Source organism: Solwaraspora sp. WMMB762 (genome assembly GCF_049179115.1).
Lineage (GTDB): Bacteria > Actinomycetota > Actinomycetes > Mycobacteriales > Micromonosporaceae > Micromonospora_E.
Genome location: NZ_JBMHMD010000001.1, coordinates 133,704 through 151,311, shown reverse-complemented (window position 1 = coordinate 151,311; position 17,608 = coordinate 133,704). Strand labels below are relative to the sequence as shown.

General features: G+C 70.7%; 16 protein-coding genes and 1 tRNA gene. 4 read left to right on the top strand and 13 right to left on the bottom strand.

Annotated elements, in window-relative coordinates; all coding sequences use genetic code 11:
* Positions 1-3: 3 nt before the first annotated feature.
* From ACN27J_RS00735 to ACN27J_RS00720, 4 genes are read right to left on the bottom strand one after another with little or no spacing between them, the layout of a single operon-like run.
* Positions 4-825 carry a carbohydrate ABC transporter permease gene (locus ACN27J_RS00735; protein ID WP_123600899.1) on the bottom strand — a complete coding sequence of 274 codons (822 nt, stop codon included), beginning with the start codon at positions 823-825 and terminating at the stop codon, positions 4-6.
* Positions 822-1,769, bottom strand: coding sequence for a carbohydrate ABC transporter permease (locus ACN27J_RS00730; RefSeq protein ID WP_421362293.1), 948 nt, complete (start codon positions 1,767-1,769; stop codon positions 822-824). Before ACN27J_RS00730 ends, ACN27J_RS00735 begins: the two co-directional genes overlap by 4 nt.
* Before the next feature lie 8 nt (positions 1,770-1,777).
* A complete protein-coding gene (locus ACN27J_RS00725; protein ID WP_421362291.1) occupies positions 1,778-3,064 on the bottom strand; it encodes an ABC transporter substrate-binding protein in 1,287 nt (428 codons plus the stop codon).
* Between the two features lie 57 nt (positions 3,065-3,121).
* Complete coding sequence (locus ACN27J_RS00720) at positions 3,122-4,135, bottom strand: hydroxyacid dehydrogenase (protein WP_421372065.1); 1,014 nt, start codon at positions 4,133-4,135, stop codon at positions 3,122-3,124.
* Positions 4,136-4,299: 164 nt separating this feature from the next.
* Here ACN27J_RS00720 and ACN27J_RS00715 point away from each other — a divergent pair, with 164 nt between their 5' ends.
* Positions 4,300-5,397, top strand: coding sequence for a substrate-binding domain-containing protein (locus ACN27J_RS00715; RefSeq protein WP_421362289.1), 1,098 nt, complete (start codon positions 4,300-4,302; stop codon positions 5,395-5,397).
* 2 nt (positions 5,398-5,399) lie between these two features.
* Here the strand turns inward: ACN27J_RS00715 and ACN27J_RS00710 are convergent, their stop codons facing one another.
* From ACN27J_RS00710 to ACN27J_RS00680, 7 genes are all read right to left on the bottom strand, one after another.
* Entirely contained in the window at positions 5,400-7,421 is a 2,022-nt protein-coding gene (locus ACN27J_RS00710; RefSeq protein ID WP_421362286.1) for a DUF2264 domain-containing protein, read from the bottom strand.
* On the bottom strand, positions 7,418-9,334 hold the full coding sequence (locus ACN27J_RS00705; protein WP_421362283.1) for a heparinase: 1,917 nt from the start codon (positions 9,332-9,334) through the stop codon (positions 7,418-7,420). The genes ACN27J_RS00710 and ACN27J_RS00705 overlap by 4 nt, the downstream gene beginning before the upstream one ends.
* Positions 9,331-10,113, bottom strand: coding sequence for a sugar phosphate isomerase/epimerase family protein (locus ACN27J_RS00700; RefSeq protein ID WP_421362280.1), 783 nt, complete (start codon positions 10,111-10,113; stop codon positions 9,331-9,333). The genes ACN27J_RS00705 and ACN27J_RS00700 overlap by 4 nt, the downstream gene beginning before the upstream one ends.
* A gap of 145 nt (positions 10,114-10,258) precedes the next feature.
* Positions 10,259-11,029, bottom strand: a complete 771-nt coding sequence (locus tag ACN27J_RS00695; RefSeq protein ID WP_421362277.1) for an SAM-dependent methyltransferase — start codon at positions 11,027-11,029, stop codon at positions 10,259-10,261.
* A gap of 260 nt (positions 11,030-11,289) precedes the next feature.
* Complete coding sequence (locus ACN27J_RS00690; protein WP_421362274.1) at positions 11,290-13,749, bottom strand: FtsX-like permease family protein; 2,460 nt, start codon at positions 13,747-13,749, stop codon at positions 11,290-11,292.
* On the bottom strand, positions 13,746-14,471 hold the full coding sequence (locus ACN27J_RS00685) for an ABC transporter ATP-binding protein (RefSeq protein ID WP_421362270.1): 726 nt from the start codon (positions 14,469-14,471) through the stop codon (positions 13,746-13,748). Before ACN27J_RS00685 ends, ACN27J_RS00690 begins: the two co-directional genes overlap by 4 nt.
* The gene (locus tag ACN27J_RS00680) at positions 14,468-15,067 is read right to left on the bottom strand and encodes a helix-turn-helix transcriptional regulator (protein ID WP_421362267.1); all 600 of its coding nucleotides are present in this window, start codon (positions 15,065-15,067) and stop codon (positions 14,468-14,470) included. The genes ACN27J_RS00685 and ACN27J_RS00680 overlap by 4 nt, the downstream gene beginning before the upstream one ends.
* A 150-nt stretch (positions 15,068-15,217) precedes the next feature.
* Here ACN27J_RS00680 and ACN27J_RS00675 point away from each other — a divergent pair, with 150 nt between their 5' ends.
* The 3 genes from ACN27J_RS00675 (at position 15,218) to ACN27J_RS00665 (ending at position 16,791) form a co-directional block, all read left to right on the top strand.
* Positions 15,218-16,069, top strand: coding sequence for a hypothetical protein (locus ACN27J_RS00675; protein ID WP_421362264.1), 852 nt, complete (start codon positions 15,218-15,220; stop codon positions 16,067-16,069).
* Between the two features lie 150 nt (positions 16,070-16,219).
* Complete coding sequence (locus ACN27J_RS00670) at positions 16,220-16,513, top strand: type II toxin-antitoxin system Phd/YefM family antitoxin (RefSeq protein WP_421362261.1); 294 nt, start codon at positions 16,220-16,222, stop codon at positions 16,511-16,513.
* 137 nt (positions 16,514-16,650) lie between these two features.
* Positions 16,651-16,791 carry a type II toxin-antitoxin system RelE family toxin gene (locus tag ACN27J_RS00665; protein WP_421362259.1) on the top strand — a complete coding sequence of 47 codons (141 nt, stop codon included), beginning with the start codon at positions 16,651-16,653 and terminating at the stop codon, positions 16,789-16,791.
* A gap of 86 nt (positions 16,792-16,877) precedes the next feature.
* On the opposite strand, the gene ACN27J_RS00660 is transcribed toward ACN27J_RS00665, so the two are convergent.
* Positions 16,878-16,952: transfer RNA gene (locus ACN27J_RS00660), tRNA-Val, on the bottom strand.
* Between the two features lie 60 nt (positions 16,953-17,012).
* The gene (locus ACN27J_RS00655) at positions 17,013-17,498 is read right to left on the bottom strand and encodes a TIGR02611 family protein (RefSeq protein ID WP_421362256.1); all 486 of its coding nucleotides are present in this window, start codon (positions 17,496-17,498) and stop codon (positions 17,013-17,015) included.
* Between the last annotated feature and the right edge of the window lie 110 nt (positions 17,499-17,608).

Here is a 17,608-nt window from a genome sequence, read left to right as displayed (position 1 = left end):
CCGTCATTTCAACCCACTCGTGGCGATGCCCTGCACGAAGTAGCGCTGGCCGAACAGGAAGACGACCAGGATCGGCAGGATCGACAGCACCGAACCGGTCATGATCATGGCGTACTCGGCCTCGTAGAGCCCGATGAAGGTCCGCAGCCCGATCTGTACGGTCCAGAGGTCGTTGCTGGTCAGGTAGATGAACGGTCCCATGTAGTCGTTCCAGGTGTTGACGAAGGTGAGCAGCGCCAGGCTGGCCAGCGCCGGCTTGGACAACGGGAGCACGATCCGCGCCCAGATGCCGTACTCGTTGAGGCCGTCGATGCGGGCGGCCTCGGTCAGCTCGTCGGGGATGGTCAGGTAGTACTGCCGCATCAGGAACACCCCGAACGCGCCGAACGCCTGCAGCAGGATCAGCGACAGGTGGGTGTTCACCAGGCCGAGCCGCTCCATGATGATGTACTGCGGCACCATGTACGCCTGCCAGGGCACGGCGATCGTGGCGATGTAGGCGAGGAACAGCAGGTCGCGGCCCGGAAAACTGATCTTCGCGAAGCCGTACGCGGCGAAGCTGCCGGTGAGCACCTGCAGGAACGTGATGGTGACGCTGAGGAACATCGAGTTGTACAGGTAGGTGCCGAGCGGGATCCGGTCCCAGATGCGGACGTAGTTGTCGAAGTGGAACTCCTGCGGGATCCACTGGATCGGCACGGTGAGCACCTGCGAGTCCAGCTTGACCGAGGAGACCAGCATCCAGGCGAACGGCACCAGCACGGCCAGGCCGAGGACGGTGAGCAGCACCTGCAGGACGGCCCGGCGCAGCACGGCGAGGCTCATCGTTCCCCCCTCCGTTGCAGCTGGAACTGGACCACCGTGATCACCAGGACGACCACGAACAGCACCATGGCGATCGCCGACGAGTAGCCGAACCGGCCCTGGGTGATCCCCTCCCGGAAGATCAGCTGCGACAGCACCAGCGTGGCGCGGCCCGGACCGCCCTCGGTCATCACCTGGATCAGGTCGAACACCTTGAAGCTGGAGATGGTCAGCATGATCAGCACGAAGAAGGTGGTGGGCCGCAGCGACGGCACGGTGATGTGCCGGAACCGCTGCCAGGCCGACGCCCCGTCGGTGCGGGCCGCCTCGTACAGCTCGGCCGGGATGGTCTGCAGCCCGGCCAGGTAGAGCACCATGTAGTAGCCCATGTCCCGCCAGACACTGGTGATGATCACCGCCGGCATCGCCCAGGTCGTCGAGGTGGTCCAGCCCGGCGGGTTGTCGACACCGATCGCCCGCAGCAGCTGGTTGACCGGCCCGGCGTCCGGGTTGAACAGCATGTTCCACACCACGGCCACCGCGACCAGCGCGGTGATGTAGGGGAAGAACAACGCGGTACGGAAGAACCGTACGCCGCGCAGCGCCCGGTTGAGCAGTACGGCGAAGCCGAGCGCGGCGACCAGGGTCAACGGGATGTGGCCGAGCGCGTAGTAGGTGGTGTTGTACAGCGCGGTCCAGAAGGTTTCACTGCCCACCATGCGGCGGAAGTTGTCCAGCCCGACCCATTCCGGGGTGCTGTAGGAGTTCCACTCCATGAAGGCCAGCGCCAGCGCGGCGACCACGGGCACCAGGGTGAGCGCGGCGAAGCCGACGAAGTTCGGCAGGATGAAGCTCCAGCCGGCCAGGGTGTTGCGTCGGCGCAGCCGACGTGCCGCACCGGCACCCGGCGGCGGACCGCCGGGTACCGGTGTGCGTACGGTGTCGATCGGGGTGTGGATCGCCATGGTGAGGGTCAGTCGACCTCGGAGGTGACCCGCTTGCCCATCTCGGCGATCCCGTCGTCGACGGACCGCTCGCCGATCATGATCAGCTCGTGCTCCTCGGTGAGGATGACGTCCACGTCGGAGGACTTCTCGCTGACCGGCATCTCCAGCACCACCTCGTCCGGCTGGAACGCCGCCTGGGCGACCTCGTCGTTGGTCATGCCGTCGACGCCAAAGTAGGTCTCGGTGATCGTCTCGTCGGAGTAGGCCGGGTAGACGCCGATGCTGGCGATCGCCGCCGCGCCCTCGGGGCCGGCGGCCCAGGCGACGAAGGTCCGGGCGGCCTCGGAGTTGCGGGCCTTGTTGTTGACCGCGAACGCGGTCGGCGAGCCGAAGGTGGTGACCGGGCCGCCCTCGGTGACCTGCGGCAGCGGCGCGATGCCCCAGTCGACGTCGATGCTGCCGGCCTTCTTCTCCTCGATCAGCCGGGCCGCGTACCAGGTGCCCATCGGCAGCATCGCGGCCTGCTCGGTGGAGAACATCGTGTGGTACTGGACCTTCTGCGTCGACGCGGTGGCCCACGGCAGAGTGGCGCCGGCGTCCTGCAGGTCGAGGACCATCTCGTAGCGATCCTTGAGGAAGCCGTACTCGCCGCCGATCAGGTCACCGCCGCTCTGCGCCGCCGCCGTCGAGTGGATGATGGATCGCCAGGTGTGGTGGTAGGTGCCGTAGACGGTGTCCTGGCCGCTGCCGCTGGTCAGCTGCTTGGCCAAGTCGGCGTACTCGGCCCAGGTGAGGCTGGTCAGGTCGGCGCCGGTGTCGGCGAGCATGGCCTTGTTGTAGTACAGGACCCAGAAGTCCTGCCGGTACGGCAACGCGAAGTAGTCCCCGTCGAGGTTGAACGGCTCCAGGCTGAGGTACTTGCTCTGATCGAGGTCGGCGGCCTCGTCGGCCACCGACGCCAACTGGCCGCGCAGCGCGTACCGGGAGTAGTCGGTGACGTTCTTCATGGTCAGCACGTCGGTCTGGTCGCCACCGGCCAGCATGGTGGTGACCTTCTCGGCATAGTCGTCGGCGAGGATGTCCACCGGCTGCACGTCGATGTCCGGGTGGGCGGCCTCGAACCCGTCGATCAGGGCCGCGAACTCGGGGGTGCTGTCGTAGTTCCACAGGGCGATGGTGAGGATCTCGCGACCGTCGTCGCCGACGGCCGGCTCGTCGCCACCACCGCAGCCGGCGGTGACGAGAACCACTGCGGTCGCGGTGGCCACCGCCCTGCCGATGTGTCGGTTCATCCTGCCGGTGTGTCGGTTCATCAGGTGACTCCTTTTGCGGAGGGTGCGGGGTTTCGTAGTGGTGCGGAGCCCGGCCGGTCAGGCGTGCAGCGTGAACGCGTCCGGGGTGACTTCGGCGTGCAGTGGTTCCCCGCCGGTCCAGCGGGCCAGTTCGTCGAGGGTGTGGTCGGTCAGCCGGTGGATCTCGGTGCCGAGGGAGCCGGCCAGGTGCGGGCTGACCATGACGTTCGGGCTGCCACGCAGGGCAGCGTCGACGGGTAGCGGTTCGGGGTCGGTGACGTCGAGGATCGCGTACAGCCGGCCGGAGCGGCACTCGGCGGCGAGCGCCGCCGGGTCGACCAGACTGCCCCGGGCCGTGTTGATCACGGTCGCGTGGTCGGGCAGCAGCGCGAGTTCGGCCGCGCCGATCATGCGGTACGTGCTGGGCAGCTCCGGCGCGTGCAGGGTGAGGATGTCGCTGTGCGGCAGCAGCTCGGCCAGCTCGACCAGGGTGCCGCCGGCCAGGGTGACCTCGGCCGGATCGGCGTACGGGTCGGCTACCAGGCAGCGGGCCGAGTCGAGGCAGCCGATCAGGTCGACCACCCGGCGACCGATCCGGGAGAAGCCGACGACGCCGATGGTGCGGCGGTAGTTGGACAGGTCGCCGTGCCCGTGGTGGTGGCTCCATCCTCGGTACGCCCGGTCGGGGTCGGCGGCGATGAACGGCACCTTCTTGCCGGCGAAGATGATCGCGGCGAGGGTGTACTCGGCGACCGGCACGGCGTTGGCGTCGGCGGCGGTGCTGACCTGGATGCCGCGCCGCCATACCTCCTCGGTCACCAGTGACCGGACGCTGCCGGCGGCGTGGAAGACGGCGCGCAGGGCGGGCGCGGTGTCGAGGCGTTGCCGGGTCAGCGGGGGTGCCCCCCAGGACGTCACCAGCACCTCGACCGTGGCCAGCCGGGCGCGTACTGCCGGCGAGTCGATTTCGTCGGCCCAGACCGGGTCGGCCAGGGCGACGAGGCGGCCGAGGCGCTCCAGCCGTGGCTCGTCGAAGTGGGCCCGGTAGGAGTCCCGGTCCATCACGACGAGCGCCTGCGGCGGGGTGTGCACCGTCAACGTGTCTCCTCGGTGGCGAATCTCCGGCCGACGTCCGACGTCGTGGGGACCTGCTGGATTCGCCGATGTGACATGGTTAACCTACGGTGAACATGCTCGCTACCAGCCGATCTCATTCGGTCGGAAACGTTCGCGAACGAACATGGACGGGAGTGCCCATGCCGGCGGACCGGATGTTCAACCTGCAACGCCGGGAGCGGCTGCTGGAGGAGCTACGCCGGCACGGATCGGTACGGGTGGCCGACCTCGCCCCGCTGCTCGGGGTCAGCGAGCTGACCGTACGCCGCGACATCGCCGCCCTGGCCGAGAGCAACCTGCTGACCAGGGTGCACGGTGGCGCCACCCTGCCCACCCAGCTGGGGCCGGCGCCGCGCCGACCCCGGGTGGCGCCGACCCGGTTCACCATCGGCATGGTGGTGCCGTCACTGGACTACTACTGGCCGCAGATCGTCACCGGCGCCCGCAGCGCCGCCGCCTCGCTCGGCGTGCACATCCAGCTGCGCGGGTCGAGCTACGACCCGACCGAGGACCGCCGGCAGATCACCCGGCTGATCGACGCGCAGCAGGTGCAGGGTCTGCTGCTGGCACCCAGCCTGGACACCGACGGCGCCGCCGACATGATCGCCTGGATCGGCAACCTGCCGGTGCCGACGATCCTGGTGGAACGGCAGGCCCCCCGGTGGACCCCGACCCTGCGCCAGCTCGAATGGGTCCGCAGCGACCACGCCCTCGGCCTGGAGATGGCCGTACGGCACCTGCACGAGCACGGTCACCGTCGGATCGGCCTGGTGCTGTCCAAGGGCAGTCCCACCTCCGCCCACCTCGCCCAGGGCTGGGCGCTGGCCTGCGCGGACCTCGGCCTGCCCGCCGACCTGGTCATCCGGGAGGCGGTCGCGTTGGACGCCCCGGGGCACCGGGAAATCATCGGCGACGTGCTGCGGCGGTGCCGCCGCGAAGGCGTCACCGCGCTGATCGTGCACGGCGACCCGGACGCCATGTCGGTCGCGCAGTACTGCGCCGAGCAGGGTGTGCCGATCCCCGACCAGCTCGCCCTGGTCTCCTACGACGACGAGGTGGCGCACCTGGCCGAGCCGGCGCTCAGTTCCGTCCGCCCGCCGAAGAACCAGGTGGGCCGGGTGGCGGTCGAGCTGATGGTGGCCCGGCTGGTCGAGGGCCGACGCCGCCCCGTGCAACGGGTGCTGATCACCCCCGAACTGGTGATCCGCGACTCGTCCACCCCCCGGCCGCCGCGCTGACCTCACCCCGGCGCGGCCGGCAGCGGCATCGTCGAGGTGTGACCGTCCGGCCAGCGGATGTCGATCGTGTCGCCCGCACCGCCGGGCGTCACCGCAACCACCGGCGCGGCGGCATCCGCCGGGTCTCCCCCGGCGCCGGCCGAGTCTCCCCCGGCGCCGGCCTGGTCGGATCCGGTGCCGGTCAGTGTCACGGCCGCGACGTGCACCCGGCCGGGCACCGGCGCGGCGGCGGTCCGCAGCACCGGCACCGCCACTTGATCACCCAGCGGCGAGGTACCCCGCTCCCGGCGTACCAGCGCATGCTCGAAGCCGGCCAGGCCGACCAGCCGGGAGGTGACCGCGGCGCCGGCCACGACGGACACCGGCGGGTCGCCGACGGTACGCGCCGACGGCGGTACGTCACCGGCGACCGGCCAGCCGCTGAACTCCAGCACGGTGCCGCCGTCGAGACCGTCGGCGGAGTCGACCCGGGCCAGCCGTACCTCGGTCGGGCCGCGCACCGCCGAGGCCATGGTGACCACCGGGCCGCGGCGCAGCCGGCCCCGCCGGCCGGACCCGTGGTCCGGGCCGGTGTCGTCGGCGGTGTCGACCCAGTGGGTGTCGGCCCGCGACACCGCCCAGCCGACCCCGTCGACCAGCCGGCAGTCGACCGTCACGAACCCGTTGCGGTGACTGCGCCGGCCCGCGCCGTCAACGACGGTGACCGAATTGTCCGACGGGTCGCCGACGGTGGCCCCGGTCAGCGGCGGCATCGTCGCCGTCGAGTAGCCGAGCCGGGCGTACAGCGGCGAGTCGGCGCGCTCGTCGCCGGGCACCGAATGGTCGGTGCCGTGGTTGACCACCCGGACCACGCCGTCACGCCGGGTGCCGGTGACCAGCCAGCCCGGTGTCGGCAGCGCGGCCAGCAGGTCCGCCCGCTCGACCGGCAACGGCTGTTCGGTCGCCGTCCACACCGGATGATCGGCCGGCAGGGCCAGCCCCAGCATCCCCTTCGCCGCCCAGTACGGCGACCCGGGCCCCGAGTACGACTGGGCCATCGCCGGCCACTCGTGGTGCCAGCCGATGGGCAGCAGGCCACGCCGGTCCGGCGCCCCATGGTCGTGGAAGTGGCGCAGCATCCCGCTGGCCGCCCGGCGCAGCACCCCCGGCGCCACGTCGGTCGCACCGGTCATCGCCCCGACCCACAGCGGTGCGGCCGCTGCGAACCGGTACGCCAGGCTGCGGCCCTGCATCAGCGGCGACCCGTCGGCCCCGATCAGCCGGACCGCATCGTCGAGGAACGCCGCCAGCCGCTGACGCCACGCCTGACGCAGTCTGTCGGGGCACAGGTCACCGGCCTGATCGGCCCAGAGCAGCGGGTAGACGTGCAACGCCCAGCCGACGTAGTGGTCGTAGGCGCGTTCCGGGCCGTCGGAGTACCAGCCGTCGGCCCGGTACAGCGACTCGTGCACCCGCAGCCCGGACTCGATGTCCTCAGTCGACCACGGCCCGCCGACCGAGCGCAGGAACGTCTCCACGACGATCTGGAACCACACCCAGTTGATCGGCGGATACGCCTGCCCGACGACGGTGGCGAGCCAGTCGACGGTCCGCTGCCGGGTCGCCTCGTCGAGCCGGTCCCACAGCCAGGGCCGGGTCAGGTGCAGCCCGAGCGCGATCGAGCAGGCTTCGACCTTGGCCTGGTCCAGCCGGTCCGGGCGGGGCCAGGCCGTCGGCGAGGCCGGGTCGGTGCCGGCGCGCAGCCCGGCGGCGTACCAGTCGGTGAGGCCGTGCGGGTCGGCGCCGGCTTCGCCGCGCAGCCGGACCGCCGCCAGCAGAAACGACCGGGCGAACGCCTCCAGCGAGTCGCTGTCCGGCCCGTAGGCGCTCGACCGGCCGGGCAGGTCGATGCGGGCATGGTCAGGCGAGGCGTACCGGCGCAGCGCCAGCAGCATCCGGTCGGCGGCCGCCGCCCAGTGCGCGCGGGTGTAGCCGGTGTACGGCGACAGCCGCCGGTCCTCGGCGACCTCTTCATCGGCGATCATTCGGTGCCTCCGTTGACGGTCACGGTGACGGAACCGGTCCGCTGGGCCGGCAGGGTGAGCACGAGCCGGTGCACGGCTGGACCCCAGACGTCGCGCAGCAGCGGGTCGTCGACCGGCTGCCGGTCCAGCCGGCCGGCCCCGAGCCGCGGATCCCAGGCCAGCACGGCGGTCCTGCCGGCCAGGGTCCGGACGGCGAGCCGCCCGGCGGTGTGGGTCAGCGGTTCACCGGCGAGGGTGTGGTGCAGCCGCAGGTCGGCCGGGTCGTCGACCTGCCACCGCTCGGTGACGGTGACCGTCGACCGGCGGCGGTCCAGCCGCACCTGCCGCAGCCACGACCGGCAGCCGGCCTCCGGCGGGTACGCGCCGGCCAGGTCGAGGCGCAGCGCGTCGGTGTCGGTGTCGGTGTCGACGGCGACTGCCGACGCCCGGAAGTCGCGGCCAGCGGCCTGACCGTGGCCGCCGACGACCGGCAGGTTGTGCCATTCGCTGCGGGTCACCCACTGCTCGTAGCGGCGGTCGGTGAACGAGATCGCGGTGTAGGTGGGCTGGCCGAGGTCGATCAGCACCGGGCACCCGTCCAGGGCGACGAGGTACGAGCCGACGTCGTTGTGGTTGTGGTTCTCGTCGTTGTGGCCGCCCTTGACCGCCACGGTCAGCCCGCGTGGGCTGCCGGCCCGCTCCCGGCTGACCAGCAGTTGCAGGTCGGGCAGCCAGGTGGTGGCCGGCAACGGCGGCGCGGTCGGTGGTTGGGTGAGCCACTGTGGATCGGTCAGCCCGAGCACCGCCCGGCCCAGCCCGGCGGCGACCGTCACGGCCGGTTCGCCCGGGGTACGGTGACTGGCCGCGAAGTCGATCACCTGCCGGTCACCGGTGGCCCGGCCCCACCGGTGCAGCACCTGCCAGGCCTGCGCGGCGCTCGGCCGGGCCGGCCCGTCACCGACGTTGACGTACCAGCCGTCGCCGAGGGCCATCCGGTGCGGGTAGCGGGCCAGTTGCGGCAGCGGCGGCCACCGCCACGGGTCCAGCCGGCCGCCGAGGACCCGGTCGAGCAGGTCGAGCGCTTCGGCCAGCCGGGCCGGCCCGTTCCACCAGTACGCGTACCCTTCGTCGCAGCCGCCGTCGGCGGGCAGCGAGCCGAGGTAGCGGTCGAGTCCGTCGACGACGAGATTGACCGTTCGGGTCCGGACGTCCGCGTCCTCGACCAGGAACAACGCGGCGGCCAGCAGGTGGCCGTGGATCCACGGGTTCCAGTTGTGCAGGTGCCCGTCCAGGCCGAGCCAGTGCCAGTCGCGGCTGCCCAGGAACGGCTCGATCACCCGGGCGCGGGTCTCCCGGCGGATCCGTTGGCGCAGCCCCGGAGTGCGCTCGTCGAGCGCCGTACCGAGGATCAGGTCGGCCCAGGCCAGCACGGCGACCGTCTCGGCGGCCCCGAGGTCCAGGAACGGCCGGTCGACGTCGGGCACTACCCGACCGGCCTCGGCGGCGAACTGCTCGTGCGCGGCCCAGCACCAGGTGGTCTGCTCGCAGAGCAGCAGCAGCCCGTCGGCGGCCTCGTCGAGGTAGGGCTGGCCGTGCAGCGCGGCGGCCAGCGCCGCAGTGGCGGTACGCCGCCGCAACTCACCGGCGGGCTGCTCGTACGCGGTCCGGACCCCGTCGCGCCAGTAGCGGGCGTAGTCGGACAGCAGCAGTCGGGGCCAGTCGGTACCCCGGTCGGCCTCGGCGGCGGCCACGATGGCCCGCTCGGTGACATCGTCGACGTGCGGCCAGGCCTCCCCACCGGTGCCGGTCATGGCCCCGATCGCCTGCCGTGCCCGGCCGAGCGCCGCCGTCCGCTGGTGCGGGTCCAGTGCCGCCCACCGGCGGGCGAGCGGCCCGGGCCCGGCCGTCGCCGGCGGCCCGAACGCAGCCGTCATGCTGATCCTGCAGTGATCAGCTGGGCCAGCGAAGCCGCTTCGGTGGCGACCCGGGCGGGGTCGTCGTCGATCACGAACTCCAACAGGGCGTCAAAGTCGCGGCCGGTACCGCGCAGTTCGGCGAAGACGTCGCGCCAGAGCCGGTCGCGGGCGGTCAACGGCAGCCGCTCGTAGCGTGGCCACCAGGAGAAGACATGCACCGCGTCGGCCCAGGGCAGCATTTGGCGCAGGTCGTCGACGGCGGCGGCGTCGGGCAGGTCGAGCGGCGGCTGCCAGTACGTGCGTACCGCCGGATGGTCGACGTCGGCGAGCAGCCGCAGTGCCGAATCGGCGGTGTCGGTCAACGTGTCGGAGTGGTATTCGAAGGCGAGGGTGACGCCGGCATCGGCGGCCCGCTTGGCGGCGGCCCGGGTGGCCCGGACCACCGCCCGACGCTGGTCGGCGCTGGCCTGCGCCGAGCCGAGGGTGCCGGCCCAGATCCGGATCCGGGGTGCGCCGAGCGCGACCGCGCTGGCTAGTACGGCCGGAAAGTCGTCGGCCGGGTCGGAGCCGGCCCGGTAGTAGGAGCCGTACGAGGCGACTTCGACGCCGCGGTCCCGGCTGGCCGCGCGGACCAGGGCGGCGGCCCGGGTGTCGCCGGGCGGCACGTGCACGTCGCCGCCCCATTCGACGCGACGCAGGCCGGCCCGTGCGGCGACGTCCAGCACGGTGAGCGCCGGTTCCCGCCGGAGGGTCACCGAGCACATGCCACTGTGAAGCACCTGGTCGGTGGCTGTCACGTGCCCTCCTGGCGGGATCGGCAAGCGCTTTCCGCGAGACCCTAGATCAGCCGCCGGGCGAGTGCAACCACAGCGGGTCGACCGGGTCCGGGGCGATCGCCCGGGGGTCACGTGGACGATGCGCCTACCGGCCATCTGTCCTGGGTCAAGGCTTACGTCCCAACCCGGCCCCGATGATCTTCCCGGCGAGGGTCATCGGGTCCGGCACGACGCTGGTCGGGTCCGGACGCCAGAGCGGGTTGTAGACAACGCCCGGCTCCACCAGCTCCATGCCGGTGAAGAAGCCGCAGACCTCGTCGAAGCTGCGGAATCGTCCGCTTCCCAGGTCAGTGAGCATCACCTGTTCGATCTCGGCGGTCTCATCGCCGCCGTCAATGAAATGGGTGATGAACAGGTAGCTGCCCGACACGACGGCGTCCCGGTAACGCGCGACCAGCTGGCCGGGGTGCTGTGAGTCATCGAGGTGGTGGAGCACGGCCACCATGAGCAGTCCGACCGGTCGGTCGAGATCGATCACGGCCCGCAGATCGGGATGGTTCAGCACCGAGTCGGGGTCGCAGAAATCGGCTGTGATCACCGTAGTGTTCTGGTTCTCGGCCAGCAACGCGCGGCCGTGGGCCAGAACCATCGGATCGATGTCGACATAGACGACCCGGGCCTGCGGATTCACGCTCTGCGCGACCTCGTGGGTGTTCTGTACCGTCGGCAGGCCGGCGCCGAGGTCGATGAACTGATCGATGCCCTGGCTGGCCAGGTACCGAACGCCCCTGCCCAGCACGGCCCGGTTGTAGAGCGGCACGTCGGCACCACCGGGGGTGATCTCCATCAGCTTGTCGCGGACGGCCCGGTCGACAGCGAAGTTGTCCTTGCCGCCCAGCAGCGCGTCGTAGACCCGGGCCACGCTCGGGACCGTCATATCCACCCCGATCGGGGGCCCGGACTCTGAGTGCTGGACCTCGTCGACGTTGGAACTTTCGGCTCGCCTATCCACTAAGAGACTCCCGAGGGTGGCACGGTCGTGACAGGGAGAACAGCATAGCGAGATGCTGTGGCCACTGTGGCCAGCTGCCACCGAGAAGGTCTACCGGCCCTTGTCATGACGCCCTGTCGGTGCACGGTACCGGGCGATCCGAGCCGGCGGGCCGGTCCGCCCGCCGGCTCGGTGCAGTTGTCCGTCTACTCCAGCCGTAGGCGGACCAGGGATTGCGGCTCCCGCCCGGAAAGCAGCCAGCCGAGAGCTGCCGCGACCAACGGGACGCCGACAGCGATCACCAGGAGATCAACGACCGGCACGCGCGCCAGCTCGGTCAACTGGTCGCGGGACGAGCCGGCCAGGATGACGGTGTACGTGGCGCCGATGCCCAGAATCCCGCCCAGCAGTGCGAGTCCACCAGCTGTTGCCGACGTGAGCGTACGGCGGATACGACCCGATGCGCCGACCGCGGTCAACGTGCGCAGATCGCCCGCCGCCTCGGCTCGGATCAGCCCGACGGTCATCGCGAGAATCGCCAGCGCGAGGAGGGCACCACCCGCCGTCGCGGTAACGCGGAGGGTGAGCAGCCCGTCGCGCCGGTCGCGGTCCTCGACTACCAGCCCCGCGTCGAGCGCGAATTCCCGCGCTCCGGTGAGTTGTTCGTCGGTCAGCGGCTGGGCGGATTCCACCAACCAGCCGGTCCGCGCCGCTTCCCAGTTGTTCCGCTCCAGCGCGGCCGGAGTGAGAACCGTCGTCGGAAGCGAGTCGAACTGCTGGTCCGGCAGCCACTCGGTGGTCGACGGCGGGAAGGACCGCGCGGCCTCGCCGGAGCCGGCGATCAGCAGTAGGTCGGAGCCGGGCCGGGTGGTCAGCACGTCCGTTGTCTGGTCGATGTCGGCGGGATCGACGCCGTAGTAACCCAGCAGTTCGGGCGTGGCGACCGGTACGGTCCGGGGATCGGTGAACGAGCCCGGTCCGGTCTGCTGGCCGACACCGATCGGGACCCGTCCGGCCCGAACGCCGTCGGCATCCGCACGCGGTGTCTCGGCTGGATCTATCGCGATCGCGAGTGGGATGACGGTCGGGTCGGCCAGCCTGGCCGCGTACTGCCGGAGCCGGGCCTCGATCGCCTCGAACTGGGCCGGTGTCCGGTCGGGAACGCGCAAGCCTGGGGGATCTATCCAGATGAGAAGTTGGCGGTCGGAGAGGTTTCCCTCGTCGGCGGTCTGCTCCAGCACCCTCGCCGCGACCACGGTCGCGGTCGGAATCGCGAGTGCCACGCTGATTGCGGCCAACGCGGCGCTCGACCGTGCCTGATGGCGGGCGAGGTCACGCAGGGCCAGCCGGGGAGCGACTGGAAGCCGGGCGCCGACGGCGGCAAGCACCCGGATCGCCAGCGGGCCGACGAACAGCAGAGCGGACCCGATCGCCAACGTGCCACCGACGACCAGCGCCACGTCGGCGAGCTCCAACTCGTCGCCACCAGCCGCCGCGCCGTGTTGCCCGAGCCGCAGCGCCACGACGCCCAGTACGACGAGCACGGCCGCAGCCGTAGCCGACCGACGCGCCCGCTTCGGCCGTGGCGGGCGCGAGGACAGGGCAAGCGTTATCGGCACCCGCGCAGCCGCACGCGCCGGCCGCCACGCCGCGGCGGTCGACGCCAGAACAGTCAGCAGCAAGGCGGCGGCGATCTGCCACCACGGCAGATCCAGCCGGTCGATACGGTGCCCCGCCGCCGTCTCGAACCGGGGGATCAGGGCGAACCACACCAGGACACCTGCGACCGCACCGACCGCCGACGCCGCGACACCGACCGCGGCGCCGTGGGCCAGCAGCACCAGACGGAGGTGTCGTTCAGTCGCCCCGACCGCAGCGAGCAGACCGAGCTGACGCAGCCGGCGGTGCGCGATGACGGCGAATCCGGCGGCCGCGATGAGGCAGACGAGCAGCATGCTCACCGCGAAGACGCTGAACACGCCGGCAGCCGCCTCGACCCACTCGTATGAGGGGCGCAGTTCGTACGCCGGCTGGCCGTAGCGTGCGCGGTACTGGGCGAACCGGGCCGGGTCGGCGGCAGTGAGCACAGTGACCGCCTCCGGTGGTTCGGGCTGTACCGCCGCGACGAGTGCGAACTCCGCGCGGAGATCACCGGGGTTCTCGACCAGTCCGACAACAGTCCAGGTACGGTCGCCGAGCGTCAACCCGTCGCCGACTCCTACCCGCAGGTCAGCCGCCACCTCGTCGGTGACCGCCATTTCACCGGGCGCCGGGTAGCGGCCCGCCAGCAGCCGCAGCATCGGCCCGCCGTACGGACCGTGTGGATCCTGCGCCCGCAGCTCGATGGTCTCCGCCGAGGACGGGACCGGCAGGTACCAGTGCCCGACCACGTCGATCGTGCCGAACCACTCGCGTGCCTGGGCGATCCGTGGTTCCAGCGGTCGGTCGTCTTCGGCGTACAACGTGAACCACTGGCTGGCGTCGCCGAACCGGGCGATGCCCGGCGGCGTCGAATGGTAGCCGGCGGACACCCCCACGACGGCCGCTGTGACGGCGACGCTCAGCAGCGTCAGCACCATGATCTGCTGACGCCACTCGCGGCGGAGGAGCCGCCAGGCCCAACGGACCATTGCCCGCCGGGCAGGCATGCCTCCGTTGCGGCTCATGCGTTCGCTCCTGGCATCAGGAGGGAGTCCGGGCCGGGGCCCGGTAGCGTCTGGTCGACCACCCGGCCGTCGCGTAGAAACACCACGCGGTCGGCCCAGGAGGCCATCTGAGCGTCGTGGGTCACCACGACGCAGGCCACGCCATCGCTGCTGGCCAGGCGGAGCATGCGCATCACCGTCTCACCGCTCAACGAGTCGAGCGCGCCGGTGGGTTCGTCGGCCAGCAGCAACCGCCGTTCGCCGACGACAGCCCGCGCGATCGCCACCCGTTGGCTCTCCCCGCCGGACAACTCGTCCGGGTAGCGGGTGGCCCGCTCGGTCAGGTCGAGATTCGCGAGTACCTCCATCGCGGCCGCCCGGGCGACCCTGGCCTTCACCCCGTCCAGCTCCAGCGGAAGTGCGACGTTCTCGACAGCGGTCAGCCCGGCGAGCAGATTGTAGTTCTGGAAGACATAACCGATGGACCGCCGCCGCAGCCGCGCCCGGTCTTGGCGGGACAGGCGCGCCAACTCCTGACCAGCGACGAGGATGTCGCCGCCGGTCGGCTCCTCCAACGTCCCGGCGATCGTGAGCAGCGTGCTCTTGCCCGAACCGCTCGGGCCCATCACCGCCACCAGCTCGCCGGTGCGAACGGACAGGTCGACCTCGCGCAACGCGTGTACTTCTGTGCTATTTGATCCGTAGACCTTGGACACCTGGCGCAGTTCGACCGCCGCACTCATCGCCGTACCCCGGCGATCCTGCGGCCCACGCGCGGCGCGGACATCGGGGCCGTACCTGCGGGGGTCGTACCGGCAGTGCGCGCCGGCAGACGCTTGAGCCGGGCGTCCGTGGTGTCCAGCCACCGGACGATCGCTTCTATCCGGAACAGCTCCGCATCCACGACGAGCGACACCTCAACCTCGCCCTCGGTGATCTCGCTCTTCAGACGGGTGTACTCCTGCATCACCTGCACCAGGTGCCGGCGGTGCGCCTGGAGGAGTTCGGGTAAGTCCACCCCCGGTACCCGCATCGCCACCAGAACCTTGATCACGAGCTCGTCGCGCGGCGGCGGAACGACGTCCGGTGGCATGCGCAGCCACTTGTCCAGTTCGTCGGAGCCGTTCGACGTGATCGTGAATACGTTCTGGGGACCCGCGCCGGCGGCGTCCTCCGACTCGACCAGGCCGTCGCGCTCCAGGCGCTGGAGGGTGGTGTAGACCTGCCCGACGTTGAGCGGCCACACCTCACCGGTCCTGGACTCGAACTCCTGCCTCAACTGAAGACCGTACTTCGGACCCTCGCTGAGCAGGGCCAACAGCGCGTGTCGAATGCTCATACCGAGTATGATACTCAGTATACTGATCTGGTAGTCAAAGTCGCAGCGACAGGTTCTCGGCCACCCACAAAGGATCTTGCAGGAAGTTGTTGGTGGCCGGGCAGCGCCGTGCTCACAGCTGTGTCAGATCCCACGAGTAGGGAGAGCACAGTGAACAATCGACTGGTACGCCTGGCGATGGCCGCGCTGGTGGCGGTGGGAAGCACCCTGGTCGGGGTGGCGGTGGCCGCTCCGGCGTCGGCGGTGCCCGGCCTGGTCTTCGTCAGCGGCGTCAGCGCGCTCGACTCGACCAGCAGCAAGGAAGCCCTCGCGGCCTGCCCGGCCGGTACCCGGATCCTCGGCGGCGGTGGCTACATCAGCGGCGGCGGCCGGCAGGTCGGGTTCACCCGACTGCAGGCACTCGGCAGCAGCGACCGGTTCGCCGCCGGTGCCGCGGAGAACGGCGCCTACGCCGGCAACTGGCGGGTGCACGCGTACGGCATCTGCGGGCAGGCCCCGGCCGGGCTGCAGTACGTCAGCTTCCAGACGGCCAGCAACTCCGACGGCTACAAGGCCGCGACGGCGACCTGCCCTGCCGGAAAGCAGTTGATCAGCGTCGGTGCCCGCACCCTGAACGGTGCCGGCAACGTGGTGATCGACGACCTGCGGCCGAACGCGGCGCTGACCAGCGCCACGGTCACCGGCTACGAGGACGAGGCCGGCTACGCCGGCAGTTGGAGCCTCTGGTCGTACGGCGTCTGCGCCAACCCGCTGCCCGGACTCCAACTGGTCACCGCGACCTCGGCGGCCAACTCCACCGACAAGGTGGTCGGTGCCTCGTGCCCGGCCGGCAAGCGGCTGCACGGGTTGGGTGCCGAGATCACCGGCGGGGTGGGTCAGGCGATCCACGCCGGCGTTTACCCGGACGCCGCGCTGACCAGCGCCGTCGACATCTCGCTGGAGGACCCGACCGGCATCCCCGGCAACTGGTACACCCGCGCGTACGCGATCTGCGCCACCTGAACCGACGACCACTGATGATCATCGGTGCGGCCGGCCCGGACGGGCCGGCCGCACCTCACCTGCCGCAGCGCCCGGGCGGCGGGTTCCGGCACCGGGAACGCAGCGCCGGGAGCGTTGTGGTCAATATTCTGGTCAACCAGAATTCAGGTCATGACGATTTTTCCGCTCAAGGAGGTCAAGACCCGGTTCTCCGCGATCGCCGACGAGGTCGCGGTCACTTACGATCGAGTCGTGGTGACCCGGAACGGCAAGCCCCACGTCATGGTGATCTCCGTAGACGAGTTCGAGTCTCTCCAGATGACCCGCGAGATCCTCGCGACACCTGGCGCGCTCGAGGACATCAGGGAAGGTGCGAGGGATATCAAGGAGGGTCGGTACCACACGCTCGCCGATGCTCGGGGGGCGCTTGAGGCTCGGCGCCGCGACGAGGCTGACGAGTTGTGACCAATCGCTATGACGTACGGCTGTCACCAGGGGCGTCCCGCCCGTTGAGGATTGGACCACCTCGGGGTCTCCCGGAGACCACTGCCTTCGCTGTGCATGGGCTCCTTGACGGGCCGCTACGGGAGGACCCGTGGCGTATGTCCAAGCCGCTGCGAGACGAACTGGACGGTTTCCGAGGAGCACGTCGGGGCGGGTACCGTGTCGTCCTTTCCGTTGACGAGGAGCACAGGGTCGTCAACGTCGTCCGGATCGACCACCGCACGAACATCTACCGATAGCGGTTGAACACCGCCCCAGACCAACCTGGTAGGCCAGTCAGCAGTAGAGGCACCCCGCTCCGGGGTGCCTCTACTGGCTTTATAGATGGTGGGCGATACTGGGATCGAACCAGTGACCTCTTCGGTGTGAACGAAGCGCTCTCCCGCTGAGCTAATCGCCCTCAGCGCGCATGACTGTACCCGATCGTCCTGCCTGGGCGCACATCCGGGTGGCGGTCGGCTCAGGTGGTGGCAAGGTAGCGCAGGAAGCTGGCGATCACGTCGATGCCGAGCCCGACCTTCAGCGAGACGATCACCACGGCCGCGACGAAGACGAGGCCCACCCCGGCGATGCCGAGCCGCACCGGCCAGCTCTGCCGGGTCGCCCACCGGGTCCACCCCTGGACGTGGCGGCGGGCGAAGGCGAGCAGCCGCTTGGCCCAGTGGAACTCCACGCCCCAGACCGCCAGTCCGCCGAAGACGATCAGCCAGCCCGGCCCGGGTAGCGGGATCAGCACCAGGCCGAGGACCACGATCAGGGCACCGAGCAGGCCGACGCCGACCTTCAGGGCGATCCGGCCGGTGGGATTTGAGCGGATCAGGGCGAGGGTCACCCGGATCCGTTGGCGCAGCCCGGACAACGTACGCGGTGCCTCCGGTTCGGGACGATCGGTGACGGCGACCGGAGCGCCGCTCCCATCCTGACGTCCGATCGGGTCACTGCCCACCTGGTCTCCCCCCGACTCGGCGTGTCCGACAGTCTCATCCGCCGGGTCGTACGGCGCATGACCCGGTGTTGAATTCTCGGTCATCCGCTTGGCGGAGGAGGGTTTTATGG